This is a genomic window from Bdellovibrio sp. ZAP7 (assembly GCF_006874645.1).
In the GTDB taxonomy this organism is placed as follows: domain Bacteria; phylum Bdellovibrionota; class Bdellovibrionia; order Bdellovibrionales; family Bdellovibrionaceae; genus Bdellovibrio.
Genome location: NZ_CP030082.1, coordinates 1,270,044 through 1,287,059, shown reverse-complemented (window position 1 = coordinate 1,287,059; position 17,016 = coordinate 1,270,044). Strand labels below are relative to the sequence as shown.

Annotated in this window: 15 protein-coding genes; 9 read left to right on the top strand and 6 right to left on the bottom strand. The window is 46.8% G+C overall.

All coding sequences use genetic code 11. The features are described 5' to 3' along the window. Position 1: 1 nt before the first annotated feature. Complete coding sequence (locus tag DOM22_RS06295) at positions 2–1,249, top strand: serine protease (RefSeq protein WP_168196584.1); 1,248 nt, start codon at positions 2–4, stop codon at positions 1,247–1,249. 131 nt (positions 1,250–1,380) lie between these two features. Here DOM22_RS06295 and DOM22_RS06290 read toward each other — a convergent pair whose 3' ends face one another. Beyond that, positions 1,381–2,619, bottom strand: a complete 1,239-nt coding sequence (locus tag DOM22_RS06290) for a hypothetical protein (RefSeq protein ID WP_210415697.1) — start codon at positions 2,617–2,619, stop codon at positions 1,381–1,383. Between the two features lie 310 nt (positions 2,620–2,929). Between DOM22_RS06290 and DOM22_RS06285 the strand changes: the two genes are divergently transcribed. The 3 genes from DOM22_RS06285 to rdgB all read left to right on the top strand — a co-directional run bounded on the left by DOM22_RS06285 (position 2,930) and on the right by rdgB (position 5,231). Beyond that, positions 2,930–3,721: an N-acetylmuramoyl-L-alanine amidase gene (locus DOM22_RS06285; RefSeq protein ID WP_142699551.1), complete on the top strand. Its 792-nt coding sequence runs from the start codon at positions 2,930–2,932 to the stop codon at positions 3,719–3,721. A gap of 159 nt (positions 3,722–3,880) precedes the next feature. Continuing rightward, entirely contained in the window at positions 3,881–4,612 is a 732-nt protein-coding gene (rph, locus tag DOM22_RS06280; protein WP_142699550.1) for a ribonuclease PH, read from the top strand. 16 nt (positions 4,613–4,628) lie between these two features. Continuing rightward, entirely contained in the window at positions 4,629–5,231 is a 603-nt protein-coding gene (gene rdgB, locus DOM22_RS06275; RefSeq protein WP_142699549.1) for an RdgB/HAM1 family non-canonical purine NTP pyrophosphatase, read from the top strand. 113 nt (positions 5,232–5,344) lie between these two features. Here rdgB and DOM22_RS20055 read toward each other — a convergent pair whose 3' ends face one another. After that, positions 5,345–6,835: an SUMF1/EgtB/PvdO family nonheme iron enzyme gene (locus DOM22_RS20055; protein ID WP_142699548.1), complete on the bottom strand. Its 1,491-nt coding sequence runs from the start codon at positions 6,833–6,835 to the stop codon at positions 5,345–5,347. A 344-nt stretch (positions 6,836–7,179) separates the two neighbouring features. On the opposite strand from DOM22_RS20055, the gene DOM22_RS06265 reads away from it, so the two are divergent. The 5 genes from DOM22_RS06265 to DOM22_RS06245 all read left to right on the top strand — a co-directional run bounded on the left by DOM22_RS06265 (position 7,180) and on the right by DOM22_RS06245 (position 11,729). Next, complete coding sequence (locus tag DOM22_RS06265) at positions 7,180–8,127, top strand: ribose-phosphate pyrophosphokinase (protein ID WP_142699547.1); 948 nt, start codon at positions 7,180–7,182, stop codon at positions 8,125–8,127. 105 nt (positions 8,128–8,232) lie between these two features. Beyond that, entirely contained in the window at positions 8,233–8,895 is a 663-nt protein-coding gene (locus DOM22_RS06260; RefSeq protein ID WP_142699546.1) for a 50S ribosomal protein L25, read from the top strand. A gap of 77 nt (positions 8,896–8,972) precedes the next feature. Then, entirely contained in the window at positions 8,973–9,542 is a 570-nt protein-coding gene (gene pth / locus DOM22_RS06255; RefSeq protein ID WP_142699545.1) for an aminoacyl-tRNA hydrolase, read from the top strand. 44 nt (positions 9,543–9,586) lie between these two features. Then, on the top strand, positions 9,587–10,687 hold the full coding sequence (ychF, locus tag DOM22_RS06250; RefSeq protein WP_142699544.1) for a redox-regulated ATPase YchF: 1,101 nt from the start codon (positions 9,587–9,589) through the stop codon (positions 10,685–10,687). A 193-nt stretch (positions 10,688–10,880) separates the two neighbouring features. Next, complete coding sequence (locus tag DOM22_RS06245; protein ID WP_142699543.1) at positions 10,881–11,729, top strand: outer membrane protein OmpK; 849 nt, start codon at positions 10,881–10,883, stop codon at positions 11,727–11,729. Positions 11,730–11,842: 113 nt separating this feature from the next. On the opposite strand, the gene DOM22_RS06240 is transcribed toward DOM22_RS06245, so the two are convergent. From DOM22_RS06240 to DOM22_RS06225, 4 genes are all read right to left on the bottom strand, one after another. Next, positions 11,843–12,667: a hypothetical protein gene (locus tag DOM22_RS06240; protein ID WP_142699542.1), complete on the bottom strand. Its 825-nt coding sequence runs from the start codon at positions 12,665–12,667 to the stop codon at positions 11,843–11,845. A 133-nt stretch (positions 12,668–12,800) separates the two neighbouring features. Beyond that, complete coding sequence (locus DOM22_RS06235) at positions 12,801–13,613, bottom strand: ABC transporter permease (protein ID WP_142702125.1); 813 nt, start codon at positions 13,611–13,613, stop codon at positions 12,801–12,803. Further along, positions 13,613–14,545: an ABC transporter permease gene (locus DOM22_RS06230; protein WP_246845866.1), complete on the bottom strand. Its 933-nt coding sequence runs from the start codon at positions 14,543–14,545 to the stop codon at positions 13,613–13,615. The genes DOM22_RS06235 and DOM22_RS06230 overlap by 1 nt, the downstream gene beginning before the upstream one ends. 21 nt (positions 14,546–14,566) lie before the next feature. Then, positions 14,567–16,966, bottom strand: a complete 2,400-nt coding sequence (locus DOM22_RS06225) for a transglycosylase SLT domain-containing protein (RefSeq protein ID WP_142699541.1) — start codon at positions 16,964–16,966, stop codon at positions 14,567–14,569. Positions 16,967–17,016: the final 50 nt, after the last annotated feature.

Here is a 17,016-nt window from a genome sequence, read left to right as displayed (position 1 = left end):
TGTGAAAACCTTCGTGATTTTTTCCATTCTCATTTTGATACAGAGCCAGGCGAGTGCTAAATCAGCACCGTATCCGGTGACCTGTGAAAACCTGGATGCCTGCCCCGAACCCGTGGTGGGACTTATCCAAGATGGAAAATCAGTTTGCACTGGGGTTCTGGTCGCGGAAGATACTATCGCCACAAATCTACACTGTATTCCCGAGGACATTCGTCAAAACGATGCTTCTTGTAAGGGCCGCATCGTGGTCACCTTCCCCGCTTCTCGCAGTCGCGAAGAACAGCATGAAGATTGCGAACAAATCAAATTTGTTTCTTCACCACTGAAAGACACACCACTGACTCCGGACTGGGCGATTTTCAAACTAGCTAAAAAAGCTCCGCGCATGCATGCCCCGATCAATACCAATGGTTTTTCTGATGGCGAGCTCGTGACGATGTTTAAAATCGACCCGACGGATAAGGGCACCGGGATCTTACGCAAAGTCACTTGCCCTGCGATTCAAAACTCTTTGGCAAATCCATTCTTTACGGGAGTAAAAAGCCCAATCATCGCGATGGTTCCTTGCGAAACAATGAAGGGTAATTCCGGCTCCCCTTTGATGACGGCTTCGATGGAAGTAAAAGGACTTTTAAATTCGATGGGTACCGCTGCGGATGTGAACCTAAAAAAGGCGCCTTTTTATCACGTAAGCTTCGGTTCCAACTTTGCGTGCTTAAATATTCCGGGGCTGGCGACAGCAAGCTCTCCACATCCTGATTGCAATAAGACGATAGTTTCCGAAAGCATTCGCGGTGCCACGGCCAGCCTGATCAGTCGCTTCACAGATCCTTTGATGAAGTCATTCAATGCAGATGTGAACGCCGAACTAAATAAGCTTCATGCACAAAGCAAATACGTGGTGTTGTGGGACGTCGATCAAAAGAATAAAGCCTTCGACGGCATTCAAACCCGCGTAAGCGATGTCACATTTAAACCTTCGTGCATCAACTTTAAAAAAGATAAGCTGCGCGCGAAGCAAGGCCTGCAACACGGTCTTGTAACCTATAATTTGGAATACTTGGAATGGGGCTTGGAAATTCATCTGGATAACAGCGGGCGACCTCGCGCTGATCTTGTTCCAAAGAAAACACAATCAAACCTTGTCTTCTCCCCAGCTCACCTAACGACAGGCCAACCGGTGGCATTCAAACACGGCAGCCAGTCTTATACGCTGCCCTTCTGTGAAGATGTTAAAGACAAAAAATAGAGCACACACAATCTGATTAACGCACCTTTTCCGGGTAGCGCGGGAAAGACGATCGCGGAAGACAATGTGTATTTAAAAATAAAAACCCCGGTTCATCACCGGGGTTTTTTATTTCAAATCTTTCGATCTAATTACTTTTTCTTTTTCTTAGTCTCTTTTTTCACTGCTGCTGGAGCCGCATTCAAATCGACACCTGCTGTGCCGGCTCTGATTTTAGCTGCTTCAACTTGCGCTTCAGCTGCTTCAGATTCCGCTTTTACCGTTTCAGCGCGGATCTTTGCGTCTTCTGCTTTGTTTTTTGCATCTTCCATACGAGAAGAAATTTGTTCTAGCTCAGCTTTCGCTTTTTCAGCATTAGCTTTATATTTAGCAAGTTCTGCATCAGCTTGTTTCGCTGCTGCTTCGTTATCTTCGATAGACTTTCTTGCACGAGCCAACTCTTGAGAAGCTTTAGCTTCTTCTGCGCGGTACTTCATGCGGTTGTCTTCAAGATTTTGTTTTGCTTTAGCCGCAGCTTGCTTAACTTTTTCTTCGTCTTTTTTGATGTCGTTCAACTTTTTGCGTTCGTCTTCAGCTTGAGAGTTCAGCTTTTTAGCTTCTTCAGTAGCTGCTTTCAATTCGCCTTCAGTTTTCTCAACCATGGCTTTTGACTGCTCTTGTTGAGCTTTCAAACGAGCCATTTCTGCTTCAGCTTTTGATTTCTCAGCTTCAGCGCGGGCAATGTCTTGTTTCGCTTTAGCATCGCGAGCTTTGCTTTCAGCAACCGCTTTTTCGACCAACAACTTAGTTTTAGCAAGGTTTTGAGCCGCTTTTGCAGATTCAAGTTTAGCGGCATCAGCTTCTCTAGTCGCCTTCATACCCGCTTCAGTGGCGTTAGCCGCCTGCTTCTCAAGATCTTTTGCTTGAGAGTTCATTTCAGACGCTTTCTTTTCTTCCGCTTGTTTATGAGCTACGGCTTCTTCAAGAACCTTTTTTTGCTTTTCAGTTTTTTCCTGAGCGGCTTTGCTGCGAGCGATTGCTTCAGCTTGTTCTTTTTCAGCTTTTTTCTGATCACGGTCGTGACCCGCAATTTCTGCTTTTAGCTTAGCAACATCGCGCTCAGCATTTGCTTGATCTCTTTTAGCTTCCGCTTCTGCGTTACGAGCTTTAGCGATTGCATTTTGCGCTTCAGAGCGTGCCTTATCACGGGCTTTGCGTTCTTCTTCGGCACGGCGTTTCGCTTCAGCAGCTTCAGCCTTTGCGCCTTCAGAATCCGCAATCGCCTCTTCGGCTTCAATTTGTTTGCTGTCGGCTTGTGCCATTGCTCTTGTAGTCGCCGTCGATGTGATCAGTGCTGCAACAAGAAGAATCCCCAGTGATTTAGAATGCATGTCTGTCTCCTATAGATGTTATCTAACAGGAACTTAGGATATATGCATTTTAGGCAAAAAAAAAGCGACCAGGATGGGGGGGGAGGGTCCTGGCCGCAAGGGGGGGTTGCTTTAGTACTAGAGCAATGGAGGTGCCAACCAAAGATTATGTTCAAATCCAATTAAACAGTGCTCGGTTCACTACCAGTGTCGAGGTTTTAGACGAAGAGCGCCCTTTGTCGGCCCAACTCCTAGCCTTCCTACTGGATCAAAAAAATCTCGTGCTGACTGGACTCGACAGAACCGCCGCTGGAATTTCTACTTATAGAAGATGATCTCTCTCAAAACGAAACAGTCTTTCTGTGCTCTGCTGCTGAGTATGTGGGCAACTCCAGCGTTCGCCTCTTTTCATATCGTCATTGACCCAGGTCACGGCGGTGTCGACAAGGGAGCAGTTTACAATTCCATTCGAGAAGCTGAGCTCGTTTTAACAGTCGCTCAAAAACTGCAAACCCTGTTAAGCAAAGATCCAAACTTCCTGGTCACCATGACTCGCGAAAAAGATCGCGCGATTTCCCTACCCGAGCGAGTGAAAACCGCTGAAAAAGCCAATGCAGACTTGTATGTAAGCCTTCACGCCAATGCTGCTTTAGATCAGCGTGCGCGTGGCGTGGAATTTTTCTTTCAAAACAACATGCCTTCTGATGAAGACAGCCTGTTTCTAGCGAACCAGGAAAGTCAGGCCATCATGAATGCCCGCGACCTGCACACTATTTCTGGTGGTGATGAGCTTTCCAAAAAAGGAGATATTGCTGCCATCGTTGAAGACCTGCGCCGTCAAAACCGTATGTTCTCGAGCCTGCGTTTAACGAAGGCTCTCACGACGATTTGGGAGAACGACGAAAACGCCATGCAGGCCACCATAAAACAAGCTCCCTTTTATGTGATCTCAAAGACTTCTATGCCTGCTGTATTAATTGAGATTGGCTTTATTTCGAATCCGCGCGAGGCCAAACGCCTGCAACAAAAGGATTATCAAAAAGATCTCGCCGAAAAAATCTATAACGCCCTCGTCTCATACAAAGAAAAGATGGACAACTCCTCGGCCAAGAACTTAAATTAGGGGCCTCTAACCATTCTATAGAGGCTGATCAAAAACATTCAGATGCAAGGCGGAGGGAGCGAACCGCAGCGCAGGCGCACTCCTGGTGCGTCGGAGCGAGGACCGCACCCGACAACGCAGCAGATGGATATTTTTCACCAGCCGCTTCAAGGAGTACCTATGCGCAGCGACGGCCGTCTTTTCGACCAACTTAGAAATATCAAAATTACACCGAATGTTGCTGAATACGCTGAAGGCTCTGCTTTGGTGGAATTTGGTAAAACAAAAGTTCTTTGCACTGCCAGCTACGAAGCGAAAGCTCCCCAATGGTTGGCAGGCACCGGTGCTGGCTGGGTCACAGCGGAGTACGGCATGCTTCCTCGCGCAACTCACACTCGTAATAAACGCGAAAAATCTTTGAACTCGGGTCGCACTCAAGAAATCTCTCGTTTGATCGGTCGTTCCCTGCGCGCGGCGGTTGATTTGAAACAATTGGGCGAAAAACAAATCATCATCGACTGTGACGTTTTGAATGCTGATGGCGGCACACGCACGGCTTCGGTAACTGGTGGTTACGTTGCTTTGGCGTTGGCTCTTAAAAAGCTTGCAGCAGTGAGCGAGATTAAATCTATGCCTTTGATCAATTATGTTTCTGCGATCAGCGTAGGTCTTCATCAGGACAACATCCTGTTGGATTTGAACTATGACGAAGACAGCGCGATCGGCACTGATATGAATTTTGTCATGACAGACAAAGGAACCTTCATTGAAGTTCAAGGAACAGCGGAACATATGCCATTCACTCGTCAGCAATTGAACAAGATGATGGACGTTGCTGAAAAAGGTTGCCGTGAATTATTCATTCACCAGGCAGCGATCGTTGGCGAAGCTTACCGTTTGGCTGGCGTTTAATTAAAGGAGTTTGTAAATGGAACTTTGGATTGCAACTGGCAATAAAGGCAAACTTACTGAATACCGCATTCTTTTGAACGAAGTGGCGGATTTGAACCTTCATCATCAAGGTGAAATCACGTCATTCACGCCCCGTCCAGAAGACGGAAAAACATTTTTGGACAACGCCCGTATCAAAGCTAAAACTTTGCGCGCCGTTAAAAACAATGTTTGGGTTCTAGGTGAGGACGCCGGACTTGAGGTGGAAGGACTTAACAATCTTCCAGGAATTCACTCTGCTCGCTATGCGGGTCCCAAGGCTTCTGATAGCGAAAACGTTTCGAAGCTTTTGAAAATGATCACTCTGAAACCTATGGCAAATAAGAATGCGAAATTCGTTTGCACGACTGTCGTCTATACGCCAACAGGCGAAGAATGGGTTTTCACAGGCGAGATGAAGGGCACGATTGCAAGTAAACCAGCCGGTCTGCATGGTTTTGGTTATGATCCTGTGTTCATTCCAGAAGGACAAACGCAAACCCTGGCGGAACTTGCGAGCGGATTTAAAGCACAACACTCCCACCGCGCTCAAGCCACGAAACAATTCCTGGCGAAACTTAAAGAGACAGGCAATATCTAAAAAAATAAAAAGCCGATCCACAAGATCGGCTTTTTTTGTTAAACGCGCTAAAAATTTTCGATACGCTCAAGCTGAAACGCGCTGAATCCGGCACGTGCAATTAAATAAAAAAATTAATACTGTCCTGGAGTTGCGACACAACGGAAGCCCACGTTCTGAATGCTGATTCCCCACGACGCAGGAGCCTGCACTTCATTTGCCGTGATGTCGCCGATGTTCGCTGTGAAGATTCCAACGGTGCCGCGATTGTTCACACAGTTTGCTCCGCCGCGAATAACCTTGCCCGAGCTGCCGCCGAATAGATTCCCCATAAAGACATCTTTTTTAGGGGTATCGGTCATGCCCGTGAAATCCAGCATCGCTTTCGAGCCAGGCTTCACGTCCCAATTATTGTTATGATAATTACGTCCATATGGTGATGACAAATCTGGAGAGTAGGAGTTTCCATAAATCGTGTCGCTGACCCACTCCCAGGCATTGCCTCCGAAGTCCCAAATCACGGCTCCGCTTCCAAGAACAAAGGTACGACGTTCTTCGTCTTTGTTTTTTCCCGTTCCATCGTAAGGATTTGCTGTGTTGCTGACGGCAATAGGTTCGCTCCAACCGGAGTAATAACCGGTATAAAGATTTCCGGAAAGCTTTACTCCACCCGACCAATTTTCTCCGCGATTATAAATTTCCAAAGCTGTCGCATTCCACTCGGCATTCGTCGGTAAACGATACGTGATACCAAGTGCAGCACACGCAGCTGCTGCCGTTGCCTTCGTCGCAATCCACGGCTTACCTGAGGCCGTCGATACAGCTGAGCCGGAACTTTGTTTCATTTCAAATTTAGCGATACAGAATGCCGAAGTTCCAAGTGAAGAATTCGCACTCACCATTTCAAAATTCGTCGGGCATTTCATCACCGGTGTTGGTGATGGAGATGGTGATGGTGATGGTGATGGCGACGGATTTGGAGATGGACTTACTGTCGGCGATGGCGTCACCGTTGGCTCTGGAGAAGGACTTGGCGATGCCGTCGGAGACGGGGTCACAGTCGGAGAAGGCGTTACGGTTGGCGACGGAGTGACTGTTGGTTGGGGCGACGGAGCAGGACTCGCTGTCGGAGACGGCGTGACCGTCGGCGCCGGTGAAGGACTCGCCGTAGGAGAAGGAGTAACTGTCGGTGATGGCGAAGCCGTTGGTGACGGAGTGACCGTCGGAGATGGCGTTACAGTAGGAGCCGGTTGCGGAGTCACTGTTGGCTCCGGGGAAGGACTTGCTGTCGGAGCTGGTGAAGCAGTCGGTGCAGGCGAAACAGTCGGCTCCGGCGAAGGAGACGGTGTCGCTGTAGGCGAAACAGTCGGCGATGGCGACGGCGAAGGTTCGGCCGTTGGCGCCACGGTTGGCGACGGGCTCACGGTCGGCTCTGGGGAAGGACTTACAGTTGGCGAAGGTGTCACAGTCGGAGAAGGAGATACCGTTGGCGAGGGAGCTGGTGACTGAGACGATTCATCTGGTGGAGCCGTGACAGCATCGGTGTTCGAATCTCCACCAGAGGAACATGAAATTAGAAAGCTTGTCATTGAGGCGAAGACAAGACTTGTTATCAAACTCTTCATTTCAAAGTTCCTTTACGCGATTCAAGATTTCTTATGGCGTTACGTCTTATTTTTACCGCTTCTTGACATTTTTCAGAGAAAGTTTTGCGTTCCCACACGAAATGTAGACCAAGGCCCTCGGAGATTAGGCTAGTGACCCACTCCCCCGCCTGACGAATGTGAGTCCTCCGCAAGTACGAATTCTTCTTTGCCCGCTGCGGCCAAAACCGCCTAAAACTGCTTATTTCTTCCGCTTTTTAGAATAAAAAACGTTCCTAACTTTACTCCGTAATAACGGTTTGTTAGTGTCCTCCAAACATAAACCCTATTCCGACAATGTCGGGTCAACTCTGGAGACTTGAGTAATGATGAAGGGCCTTAAATTATTTACCGCTAATTCTAACCCTGAGCTGGCTAAGAAGGTGGCTGCGGCTGCCGGTATCGAACTCGGTTACTCCGAGGTCAGCACTTTCGCCGACGGCGAAATCCAAGTAGAAATTCATGAAAGTGTTCGAGGTCAGGATGTCTTTGTAATCCAAAGTACATGCCCTCCCGTGAACCAAAGCTATATGGAGCTTTTCGTGATGCTCGATGCTCTTCGCAGAGCCTCGGCAGCTTCCATTACGGCTGTGATCCCGTACTTCGGGTACGCTCGCCAAGACAGAAAGGTCGCTCCTCGCGCCCCTATCTCTGCGAAACTAATGGCCGATTTGATCACCACGGCCGGTGCAGACCGGGTGGTTTCCGTGGATTTGCATGCGGCTCAAATCCAAGGCTTCTTTAACGTTCCCGTGGACCATTTGTTCGCCATCCCCACCCTGGCTCGTGCTTGGCGCGAATCCCACGGTATTGGATCTGACTTTGTTGCAGTGAGTCCCGATGCCGGGGGAGTGGAAAGAACCCGCGCCTTCGCAAAACGCATCGAATCCTCCATGGCTATCATCGATAAACGCCGTTCCGGCCCAAATGAGGCAAAAGCGCTTCACTTGATCGGGGATGTGACTGGAAAAACTGCCGTGATCGTGGACGATATGATCGATACGGCTGGAACACTTACACAAGCAGTTGACAGTCTCTACAAGAATGGGGCAAAACGTGTGTTCGCTGTTGCAACGCACCCTGTTTTATCAGGCCCTGCCATCGCCCGTTTGAAGGACAGCCCAATCGAAAAAGTTTGGGTGACCGACACGATTCCGTTATCGGAAGCAGCGAAAAACTGCGGGAAAATCGAAGTGGTATCCGTAGCTCCAGTTTTGGCTGAAGCGATCAAGCGTATCCACGGCAATGATTCTGTCAGCAGTTTGTTTGATTAATCCTCCTTCGCCCTTTGGGCTTCGGCGGATGAATTTATTTGAAATTTAAAAGCTCCCACAAGGAGCGAAACAACCAATCCTCTATCGGACTAGAAGGAAGACATTATGAAAAATAGAATCGAACTAAACGTAGAAGCTCGTCAAACTGGTAAAGGTAACAGCCGCGAATTGCGCGTTAACCGCCAAGTTCCTGCAGTTATCTACGGAGCTATCTCTCCAGTTAGCATCTCTGTTGGCGAAAAAGAAATCGTTAAGTACAACGTTCGTGCTTACGAAAATGCTCTTTTCAACTTGAAATCTCCAGTTAAAGAAGCAAACGGTATCGTTGTACTTGTTAAAAAAGTTGACGTTCACCCTGTTACTCGTCGCCCACAACACGTTGATTTCTACGCTTTGGATCTTAAAAAAGCAGTACGCGTTAACGTTGAAGTTCGTCTTGAAGGTAAACCAGTTGGTTTGTCTGAAGGCGGTATGTTGAACGTAGTTAACCGTCAAATCGAGATCGAAGTTCTTCCAACTGAGATCCCTGAATTCTTCACTGCTGACATCTCTAACTTGGCAGTAGGCGACGCTCTTCACGCATCTGACGTGAAAATCACTGGCTCTGCTAAATTGATCTCTTCTGCTGACACAACTATCGCGGTTGTATCTGCTCAAGAAGAAGAAGTTGCTGCAACTCCAGTTGCTGCTGCACCGGCTGCTGCCGCTGCTCCAGCTGCAGGCGCGAAAGCTGCTCCAGCTGCTGCTAAACCAGCTGCTAAAAAATAGTTTTAAACTATTGCACACACAAAAAGGCGGCTCCCTCAAAGGGCTGCCTTTTTTTTTGATTTTGAACGAGGTGCTTTATGTCTTCATGGTTAATCGTAGGTCTTGGAAATCCTGGTGGAGAGTACAAACTTACTCGTCACAATATTGGATTTATGGCTGTCGACTATTTCATGCAAGGCCTGGGCAATCCTTCTATCAAGAATCAATTCAAAGCCGAAGTGGCGCAAGCGACGTGGCAAGGTCACACGCTTTACTTCTGCAAGCCGCAAACGTACATGAATCTTTCTGGCGAATCGGTGCAACCGCTGATGGGCTATTTTAAAATCCCTCTGGATCACCTGATCGTTATCCACGACGACATCGACCAGCCCTTCAATCAAATGAAGATTCATAAAAACCGTGGTCACGGTGGTCACAACGGAATCAAAAGTATCTCGCAATTAATGGGAACTCAGGACTATGCCCGACTTAAACTGGGTGTCGGCCGCCCCGAAAACCCGAACTATCCAGTCGCGGATTACGTTCTGGGGAAATTTACCAAGGAAGAGTTCGATAAAATGCCGGACTTCCTCAACAAAGGTATCGACGCAATTGAGAGCATCATTCTAGATGGCATTCAAAAAGCTTCGACAAAATTCAACGGGTAAGTTACATTTCCCCGTGTTAAAATCAGGTTTTTAAGGAGTTACTAATGGCTTTACAAGTCGGTATCGTCGGTCTTCCGAATGTTGGTAAAAGTACGCTTTTCAATGCGTTGACTTCAGCTAAGGCTGAGGCAGCCAACTACCCTTTCTGTACTATCGATCCAAACGTGGGCGTTGTAACAGTTCCAGATCCTCGTATGGATAAGATCACTTCCTTCATCAAGCCACAAAAAGTAATTCCAACGACAATGGAATTCGTGGATATCGCGGGGATTGTTAAAGGTGCCTCCCAAGGTGAAGGTTTGGGGAATCAATTCCTTTCTCACATCCGTCAAACAGATGCGATCGTTCACGTGGTTCGTTGCTTTGACGACCCAAATATCGTGCACGTTGCGGGCTCTGTAGACCCTATCCGTGACATCGAAATCATCAACACAGAGCTTTTGCTAGCTGATTTGGATTCAGTTGAAAAACGTCTTCAACGTATCGAAAAACAAGCTAAGAACTCCACTGACAAGAAATTGAAAGCGGAAGTTGAAGTCGCTAAGAAAGTTCTAGAAGCTTTGGGTAAAGGTCTTCCAGCTCGCTCAGTCACTTTGGACGATTTCGAGGCTCCCCTTCTTAAAGAAATGCATTTGTTGACTGCTAAACCAGTTCTTTATGCTATGAACGTTTCTGATTCTGACTTCGCAGCTGGTGGCAATGACTGGACTAAATCCGTTATCGCTCGCGCTGCTGAAGAGAACAATAAAACGATCATGATCTGTTCTGCGATGGAAGCAGAGATCGCATTGTTGCCACCGGAAGATCGCGCAGACTTCTTGGCAGCTTTGGGTGCTGAAGAGCCAGGTTTGAATCGTTTGATCCGCGAAGCTTACACTTTGTTGGGCCTTCAAACTTATTTCACAGCGGGCGAAAAAGAAGTTCGTGCTTGGACAATCCGTGCAAACACGAAAGCTCCACAAGCAGCGGGCGTGATCCATACGGACTTCGAAAAAGGTTTCATCCGTGCGGAAACTTATCACTGTGAAGACTTGTTCACTTACAAGTCCGAGCAAGCGGTAAAAGATGCGGGCAAATACCGTGTCGAAGGTAAAGAGTACGTCGTGAAAGACGGCGACGTTTTATTCTTCCGTTTCAATGTTTAGTTGAAACTCAAAAACTTAATTCTTTGAAAAGGCTCTTTTATAAGGGCCTTTTTTTTACATTTGATAACTTTCAAAAGGCGCCTGCCGGTTTTTTGGAATGCAGCGCGGAACCGCAGCGGAAATGAATCTGACAATCTTGACCTCAAGTGCAGGAGCTACTTTACTGAGCTCACTCAAAAACCAGTGAGGAATCATGATTCAGAAAATTTTTAGTACGTTGTTGGTATTGCTTGCTCTCTCCCCTTTGCAAAATGCGTTTGCTGCGAAAATTACGGATGGCGATATTCATAAAGGTGATTACCGCTGGTTGCAGTTCAATCTGATGCAATCTATCGACAACAAGATTCCATTTGAAAATCAGCAGGACACTTATTTTGAGATGGAGTTTGGTGGACGCTCTGGGATCCTGGATCTTTATGGTTACTTGGATATCTTTGATATTTTCAATTCCCCGAACAGCGATCGTCATGGCGACACTTCAACGGCTGCGACTCAAGACGACAACTTCTTCTTTAAATTTGCTCCGCGCTTTTCTTTGGATTTCATGACAGGTCACGATCTGTCTCTGGGTCCTGTACAAGAGTGGTATGTGGCTACTTTGTTCAACGTGGGCGATCGCGCCTTGTTTGAGGAATACATTGGTTTTGGTTCTGACATCCAAATCCCATGGCTTGGGAAATTGGGTGCGAACTTGATGGCTCGTCACGTACGTGAAAATTATGGCGCTTCTGATGAGGGCGAGTGGAATGGTTATATCCTTTCCACCAACTGGTTTAAGCCTTTCGTGGAATTCCAGAATCAATCCTTCATCACTTGGCAGGGATATCTGGATTATAAATTCGGCGCGAACAAAATCGCAGATGATGTAAATCGCACTAGCTGGTCACTTGAGTGGTTCAATGGTATCTACTGGCATTCTAAGCAATATGCTGCTGGTTACGGTTTAAAGTACTATCAGAACATGGCTTTATTCAAAAGTGGTGGCTTCGCTGGGGAAACTTCAGGCTTTGGTCACTACTTGGATCTGACTTATAAATTCTAATTTAGACTTTTCAGATTCCAAAAAAGAAAAGGCCTCTCTTCAGAGGCCTTTTTTATTTATCAGTCTTAATGTTTTGCAATTCCCACCTCCGCAGCGGAGGTGGATATTGCAGTTTAGTTATTTACGCCTTTTTTCTTAGAACCAGAAGTATTTTTTGCAGCCTCTACCGGAACGGCTTTTAGGGTTCTCATCATCCCCATCGGACTCATCGCTTTATCGTACCACTCGTCCGGTGCGCACATGTTCAGTGCTTGCAGCGTCAGAGCAATTGTACTGGTTGGGGCTTCACCCAAGATTGCTAGCTTTTTACTCTCTTTACCCAATTCTTTCGCGCGCGCTTCGTAGGCCTCGGCGGCTTTATCCAACAAAGAATTACATTGGCTGAAAGTCTTTTGATTCATCTGAGAGATAACATCCTTCACAGAATCACAAAACTTTTTATCCTGAATAACAACTTCTGCAGTTGAACCATCTGGAGTTCCCACGACGTTACTGAATTGATCGATCGCGCAGTTGCCGTCGCTCAATTTAGATAGCCTCGCTTTGGTTCCGAATCTTCTCATCGGATCGTACTTTCTAACCCCGGCCCTATCATTTTCATAATTAATGATATAGCCCTGGTCATTCACTTCGTATTTTACAGTTTCTTCGACCGTATCGGTTTTGCCGTTCACGATGATATCTTTTTTAAATGTCACGAAGACGTACTTAGCATCGGTTTTAAAGCTTTTGATACGCTTTGATTCTTTGTTGATTTTCGCGCGACCGTTTTCCACCGTCAGGATCGGATCAAAACCACCCGTCGCCGTCATATTTGCGCCACTGATTAGATTGTTAATCGTGTTATCGCAATTAAAGGAATTGTCGACGGCTGCCAATGGGGCTGCATGGGCCGCACTGACTGTGAACGCCAGGCTCGCGAATACTGTCTTGATCATTTGTTCTCCTGTTCAATCAGTATATGAGGATTATTGGTGTTCACAATATGGCGGCAGATCCCTCAATCCGAAACAAGCCCTTGGTCACTCAAAAAATGGTTACTAAAAGTTTATCAACAGTTGTTCGAAGCGACTACGTCTGCTTTCGGTTATCGATCAGAATGTGGAAGCTCCACACTGTCAGGAACAAGACTAAGCTTGGGAATAAAATCAGATGCGGAAAGCTTGATAGAGTCTTCCATCCTTCGCTTACCAAAATTCCCCAACTTGTATAAGGAGGATGAACACCGATCCCGATAAAGCTCATAAAGCTTTCATACAAAATGTTGGTAGGAATTTGCATCGCCACCAATACCAACAGCGTACTTCCGATATTAGGCAGGATATGACGAAGCAAAATATGCGGACGGTTGCCCCCGACTGCGATCGCGGCCTCCACAAACGGTTTGCGTTTGGTTTCAATCACCATCCCGCGAGTCACACGAGCCATGTTAATCCAATGAGTAAAAGAAATCCCGACACACAACCCAACCAGTGCCGCCCACTGCGGGTCTGCGATTGGCAGAATGACTTGCACACTTAAGCACAGCACCGCCACCAGGATGAAACTTGGAATCGCCATAATGATGTCACAAAAGCGCATCATCATGCGATCAAGGACTCCCTCAAACCATCCGGCGATGGAACCGTAAGTAAAGCCGATCAGGAAAGTCAAAATAGCACAGACGATGCCTACGGTTAACGATACCCGAGCTCCCAACAAAACCCGCGCGAACAAATCACGTCCCAACGAGTCCGTTCCGAACCAGTGCGCCCATGATGGTGCGAGCAAAATCTGATCGACGTTTTGTTCAAAGCCTTGAGTGAATACAAACGGACCGATTAAGACCGCTAAAATCAAAATACTTAAAAAAGAAATGGCCAGAATCACCGAGGGACGTTTCATCACATCTCCTCCTGAATTCTTGGGTCCACAGCGCGCATTAAAATATCAATCACAGAATTTACGATGATCAGCAAAGTTCCGTAAAACAACGTCAGACCCACGATCAACGTATAATCGCGATCACCCAAAGCCATGATGAATTGACCCCCCAAGCCTGGAATTGCAAAAAGCATTTCCACCAGGAAGGAACCCGATAGCAACCCCACCAATAACGGCCCGAGATAACTTAAAAACGGAATCATCGAATTTCGAAGCACGTGATGAAGCAGGACATCGCCTTCTTCAACACCTTTGGCTTTGGCGGTGCGCACGTAATCCAAGCGATAGTTTTCTTTTAAGGACGTCTTAAGCAGGCGAACCAAGGACGCCATAGGGCGCAGACTTAAAGTCAGAACCGGCAAAATGTAATTCACTGGAGAAGTTAAGAATGCCGTCGGCAACAGATTGAAATAAAAACCAAACAGATAAATCAGTAAAGGTCCCCAAAAGAGGCTGGGTAAAGAAATAAACGTGATCATCAATTGATCGACGCTCTTTTCAAACAGGCCCCCGCTATAACGCTGGGAAAGCAACGCCAAGACAAAGGCTCCGACAACCACCAAAACCAAAGAAATCAGATTCAAACTTAACGTATTGCTAAAGCCATTTGCGATCATCGTGGAGATTCGCTGATCTGGATGAGCCATCGACACCCCTAAATCCCCGCGAACCAACGATCCCAAATATTTGGAAACCTGAGAAACCGTGGAATCCTGAAGTCCCCACTGCTCTGCCAAGGCTGCCCGAACCGTCGGATGAAGAGCCGCCTCATTATCAAATGGACCGCCAGGCAAAGCCTTCAGCAACAAAAAACTAAGCGCCACTAGCACCGCCAGTGACGCAATAATCTCGATCGCTTTATTAATCAGAAAACGTACCCAGTTGTTAATCAATGCTGCTCTCTTGGACGAATACTAAATGTCGTCCCAGTTTTCTTTGCCAACCAACTCTGCGTTAACCTTAACGGGCACCGCTTCTGATAGGTATGGGAAAAGATCCTTTTTGTTGCCGTACAATTTTGCATAAACATATGCGTTGGACACAACACGTTTCACATAGTTACGAGTCTCAAGGAACGGAATGTGTTCAATGAATTCATCCGTTTCTAAAGTACCGAAAGACACCAACCAGTTTTTCACACGGTGAGGTCCCGCATTGTAACCTGCAGCAACCAATGGAATCGTGTTATCAAAGCGGTCCATCAAACGTTTCAAGTAACGAGAACCGATTTTTACCGCAACATCAGGCTCAAGCAATTGCGGCGGTTTAAAATCTTTATCGCCCACTAACGTCGCTACTTTATAACCTGTGAACGGCATAACCTGCATCAATCCCAAAGCACCCACCGGAGAAATCGCATCGCGGCGGTAAGAACTCTCCGCTCTCATAATGCCCCAAACAAGTTCTGTCGGAACCGTGAACTGCTTTGTATATTTATCAACAGAATCAGAATATGCACGCGGGTATGCCAGCTCCCACATTGCACGACCGCCCTCAACACCTTGAGAGGCACGCGTCGTACCGAACGTCACCTGCGCGATGTAAGAAGAGCGATTAAAGTGACCCGCTGTTGAGTACTCAGACATCAATGTTTTCAAATAATCGCGATTGCGCGTTTTCTTTTCGATGTCATAAAGGTCCCAACGAGCCCACTCGTTTTCACCAATGATCATCAAATCGCGTGCACGCTCAAAGCGTTTCATTAAAATCGGAGAAGAGAAAGCCACGGATTTATCGCCACCTTCAGCTGCTTCATCGCCTTCAGCCGGAGCACCATCTTCACCTTGCGCAACATCCACAGATTTATTGTCTGGGTTTGCTTCCACGTCGGCTTCTTCATCGCTTTCTTTTTCATCATCAGCAGAGTACTGAGTGATCATCAAGTTCTCTTCGGATTCAGAATCGTCACCACGGAAGCTGATATCATCCACATTCGGCATTAAGAATTCACTCGCAGAAAAGCGAGCGATCATACGTGGAGTCGTGGGCAAATTCGTAGTTGCGACCTTTTGTAAAGGAATCACTTCCATCTTTTTCAATCGAGCCTGAGCTGCGATTGCGTAGTAACCCAAAAGAGGATCTTTAGACAAAGCCGTCATCTTGTTACGGGCTTCAACTATTTTACCTTGGCGGAACAAACTCATCGCCATCCAGTAATTCACGCGATCATTCGGGAAAGTCTTCCACGCACGTTTGTTACTGCGTTTCTCACTTTGCATTTCTGCGAAAGCTTTATAGGCACCGGTATAATCACCTTTAAGATACTTCAACCAAGCCAAGTGCCATTTCGCGTCTTTAGAAAGACCCGATGTCGGATAAAGCTTCATGAACTCTTGGAATCTGCGAGCCGCACCATCATAGTCCTGGAACTGATAACTAAGGAATGCAGATTGATACAATGCCTGACGGCCGGTTTTTGAGCGCGGAGACAATTTGTAAGCGGAGTAATAAGAACCCACCGCCAATTGCACTTCACCGGCACGAGCCGATGCCGATGCAAACAGGATCAAGTAATCGAAGTCGCGTTTTTTCTCTTCATAATAAGGTTTTAAAAGATCAACCGCTTTCCCCAGCTCCCCTTCCTGCATGTAGAACTGAACTTGCAATTTATCTGCAAGATACTTATCGATTTTAGCAAGATTGGTTTTCATGGCATTGATTTCAGTTTGTGCGCGAGAATCAAGACCTGCGAACAGCAAGTATCTGACGCGGGTACGGAAGTCTTCCGTACTAGTCGCACAAGCAGTCTCTTTGCCTTCAAATTTCGAAGACGCCAGGTCCACTTCCCAGTGAGCCACTTTAGAATAGCCCGGGTGTTTTTCGTAGAGTTTCACCAACCACTTACACATTAAAGCACGCTTACCCAGGCCCTGCTCTGCCGCCGCCAGGTTGTAAATAACTTCGGGATAAGATTCGGTATTGCGTGTGCGTTTTTCAAGTTTCGTGAAAATGTCAGCCGCCTGCTTATAATTCTTTTTTTCAAGCGCGATTTGCCCCATCGTCGTTTGCACGTCGATCGTCATTTTCACATTCGGAGAAAGTTTTTGGATTTGCTCCAACTCTTTGTAAGCTTCATCCAATTTGGAAGTTTTTAAGAAAGATTGCGACAAGTAATAACGCGCATACTCTTCCATTTCAGATTTATTTTGAGCAATCGTTTGAAACGTAGGGATGGCTTGCTCGTATTTACCAGATTTAAATTGATCTAAAGCTTTCTTAAAAGAATCCAGCTCGTCTTTATTAGACTGAGCCATCGCCATCGGCGCTGAAAGCATAATAGATAGCAAAACTGCTTTTACAGTAGTGGTCCGCATCCCGTCACTCCCTCGAATCAATGATGGCATCATCCTTGTCACCATCATTT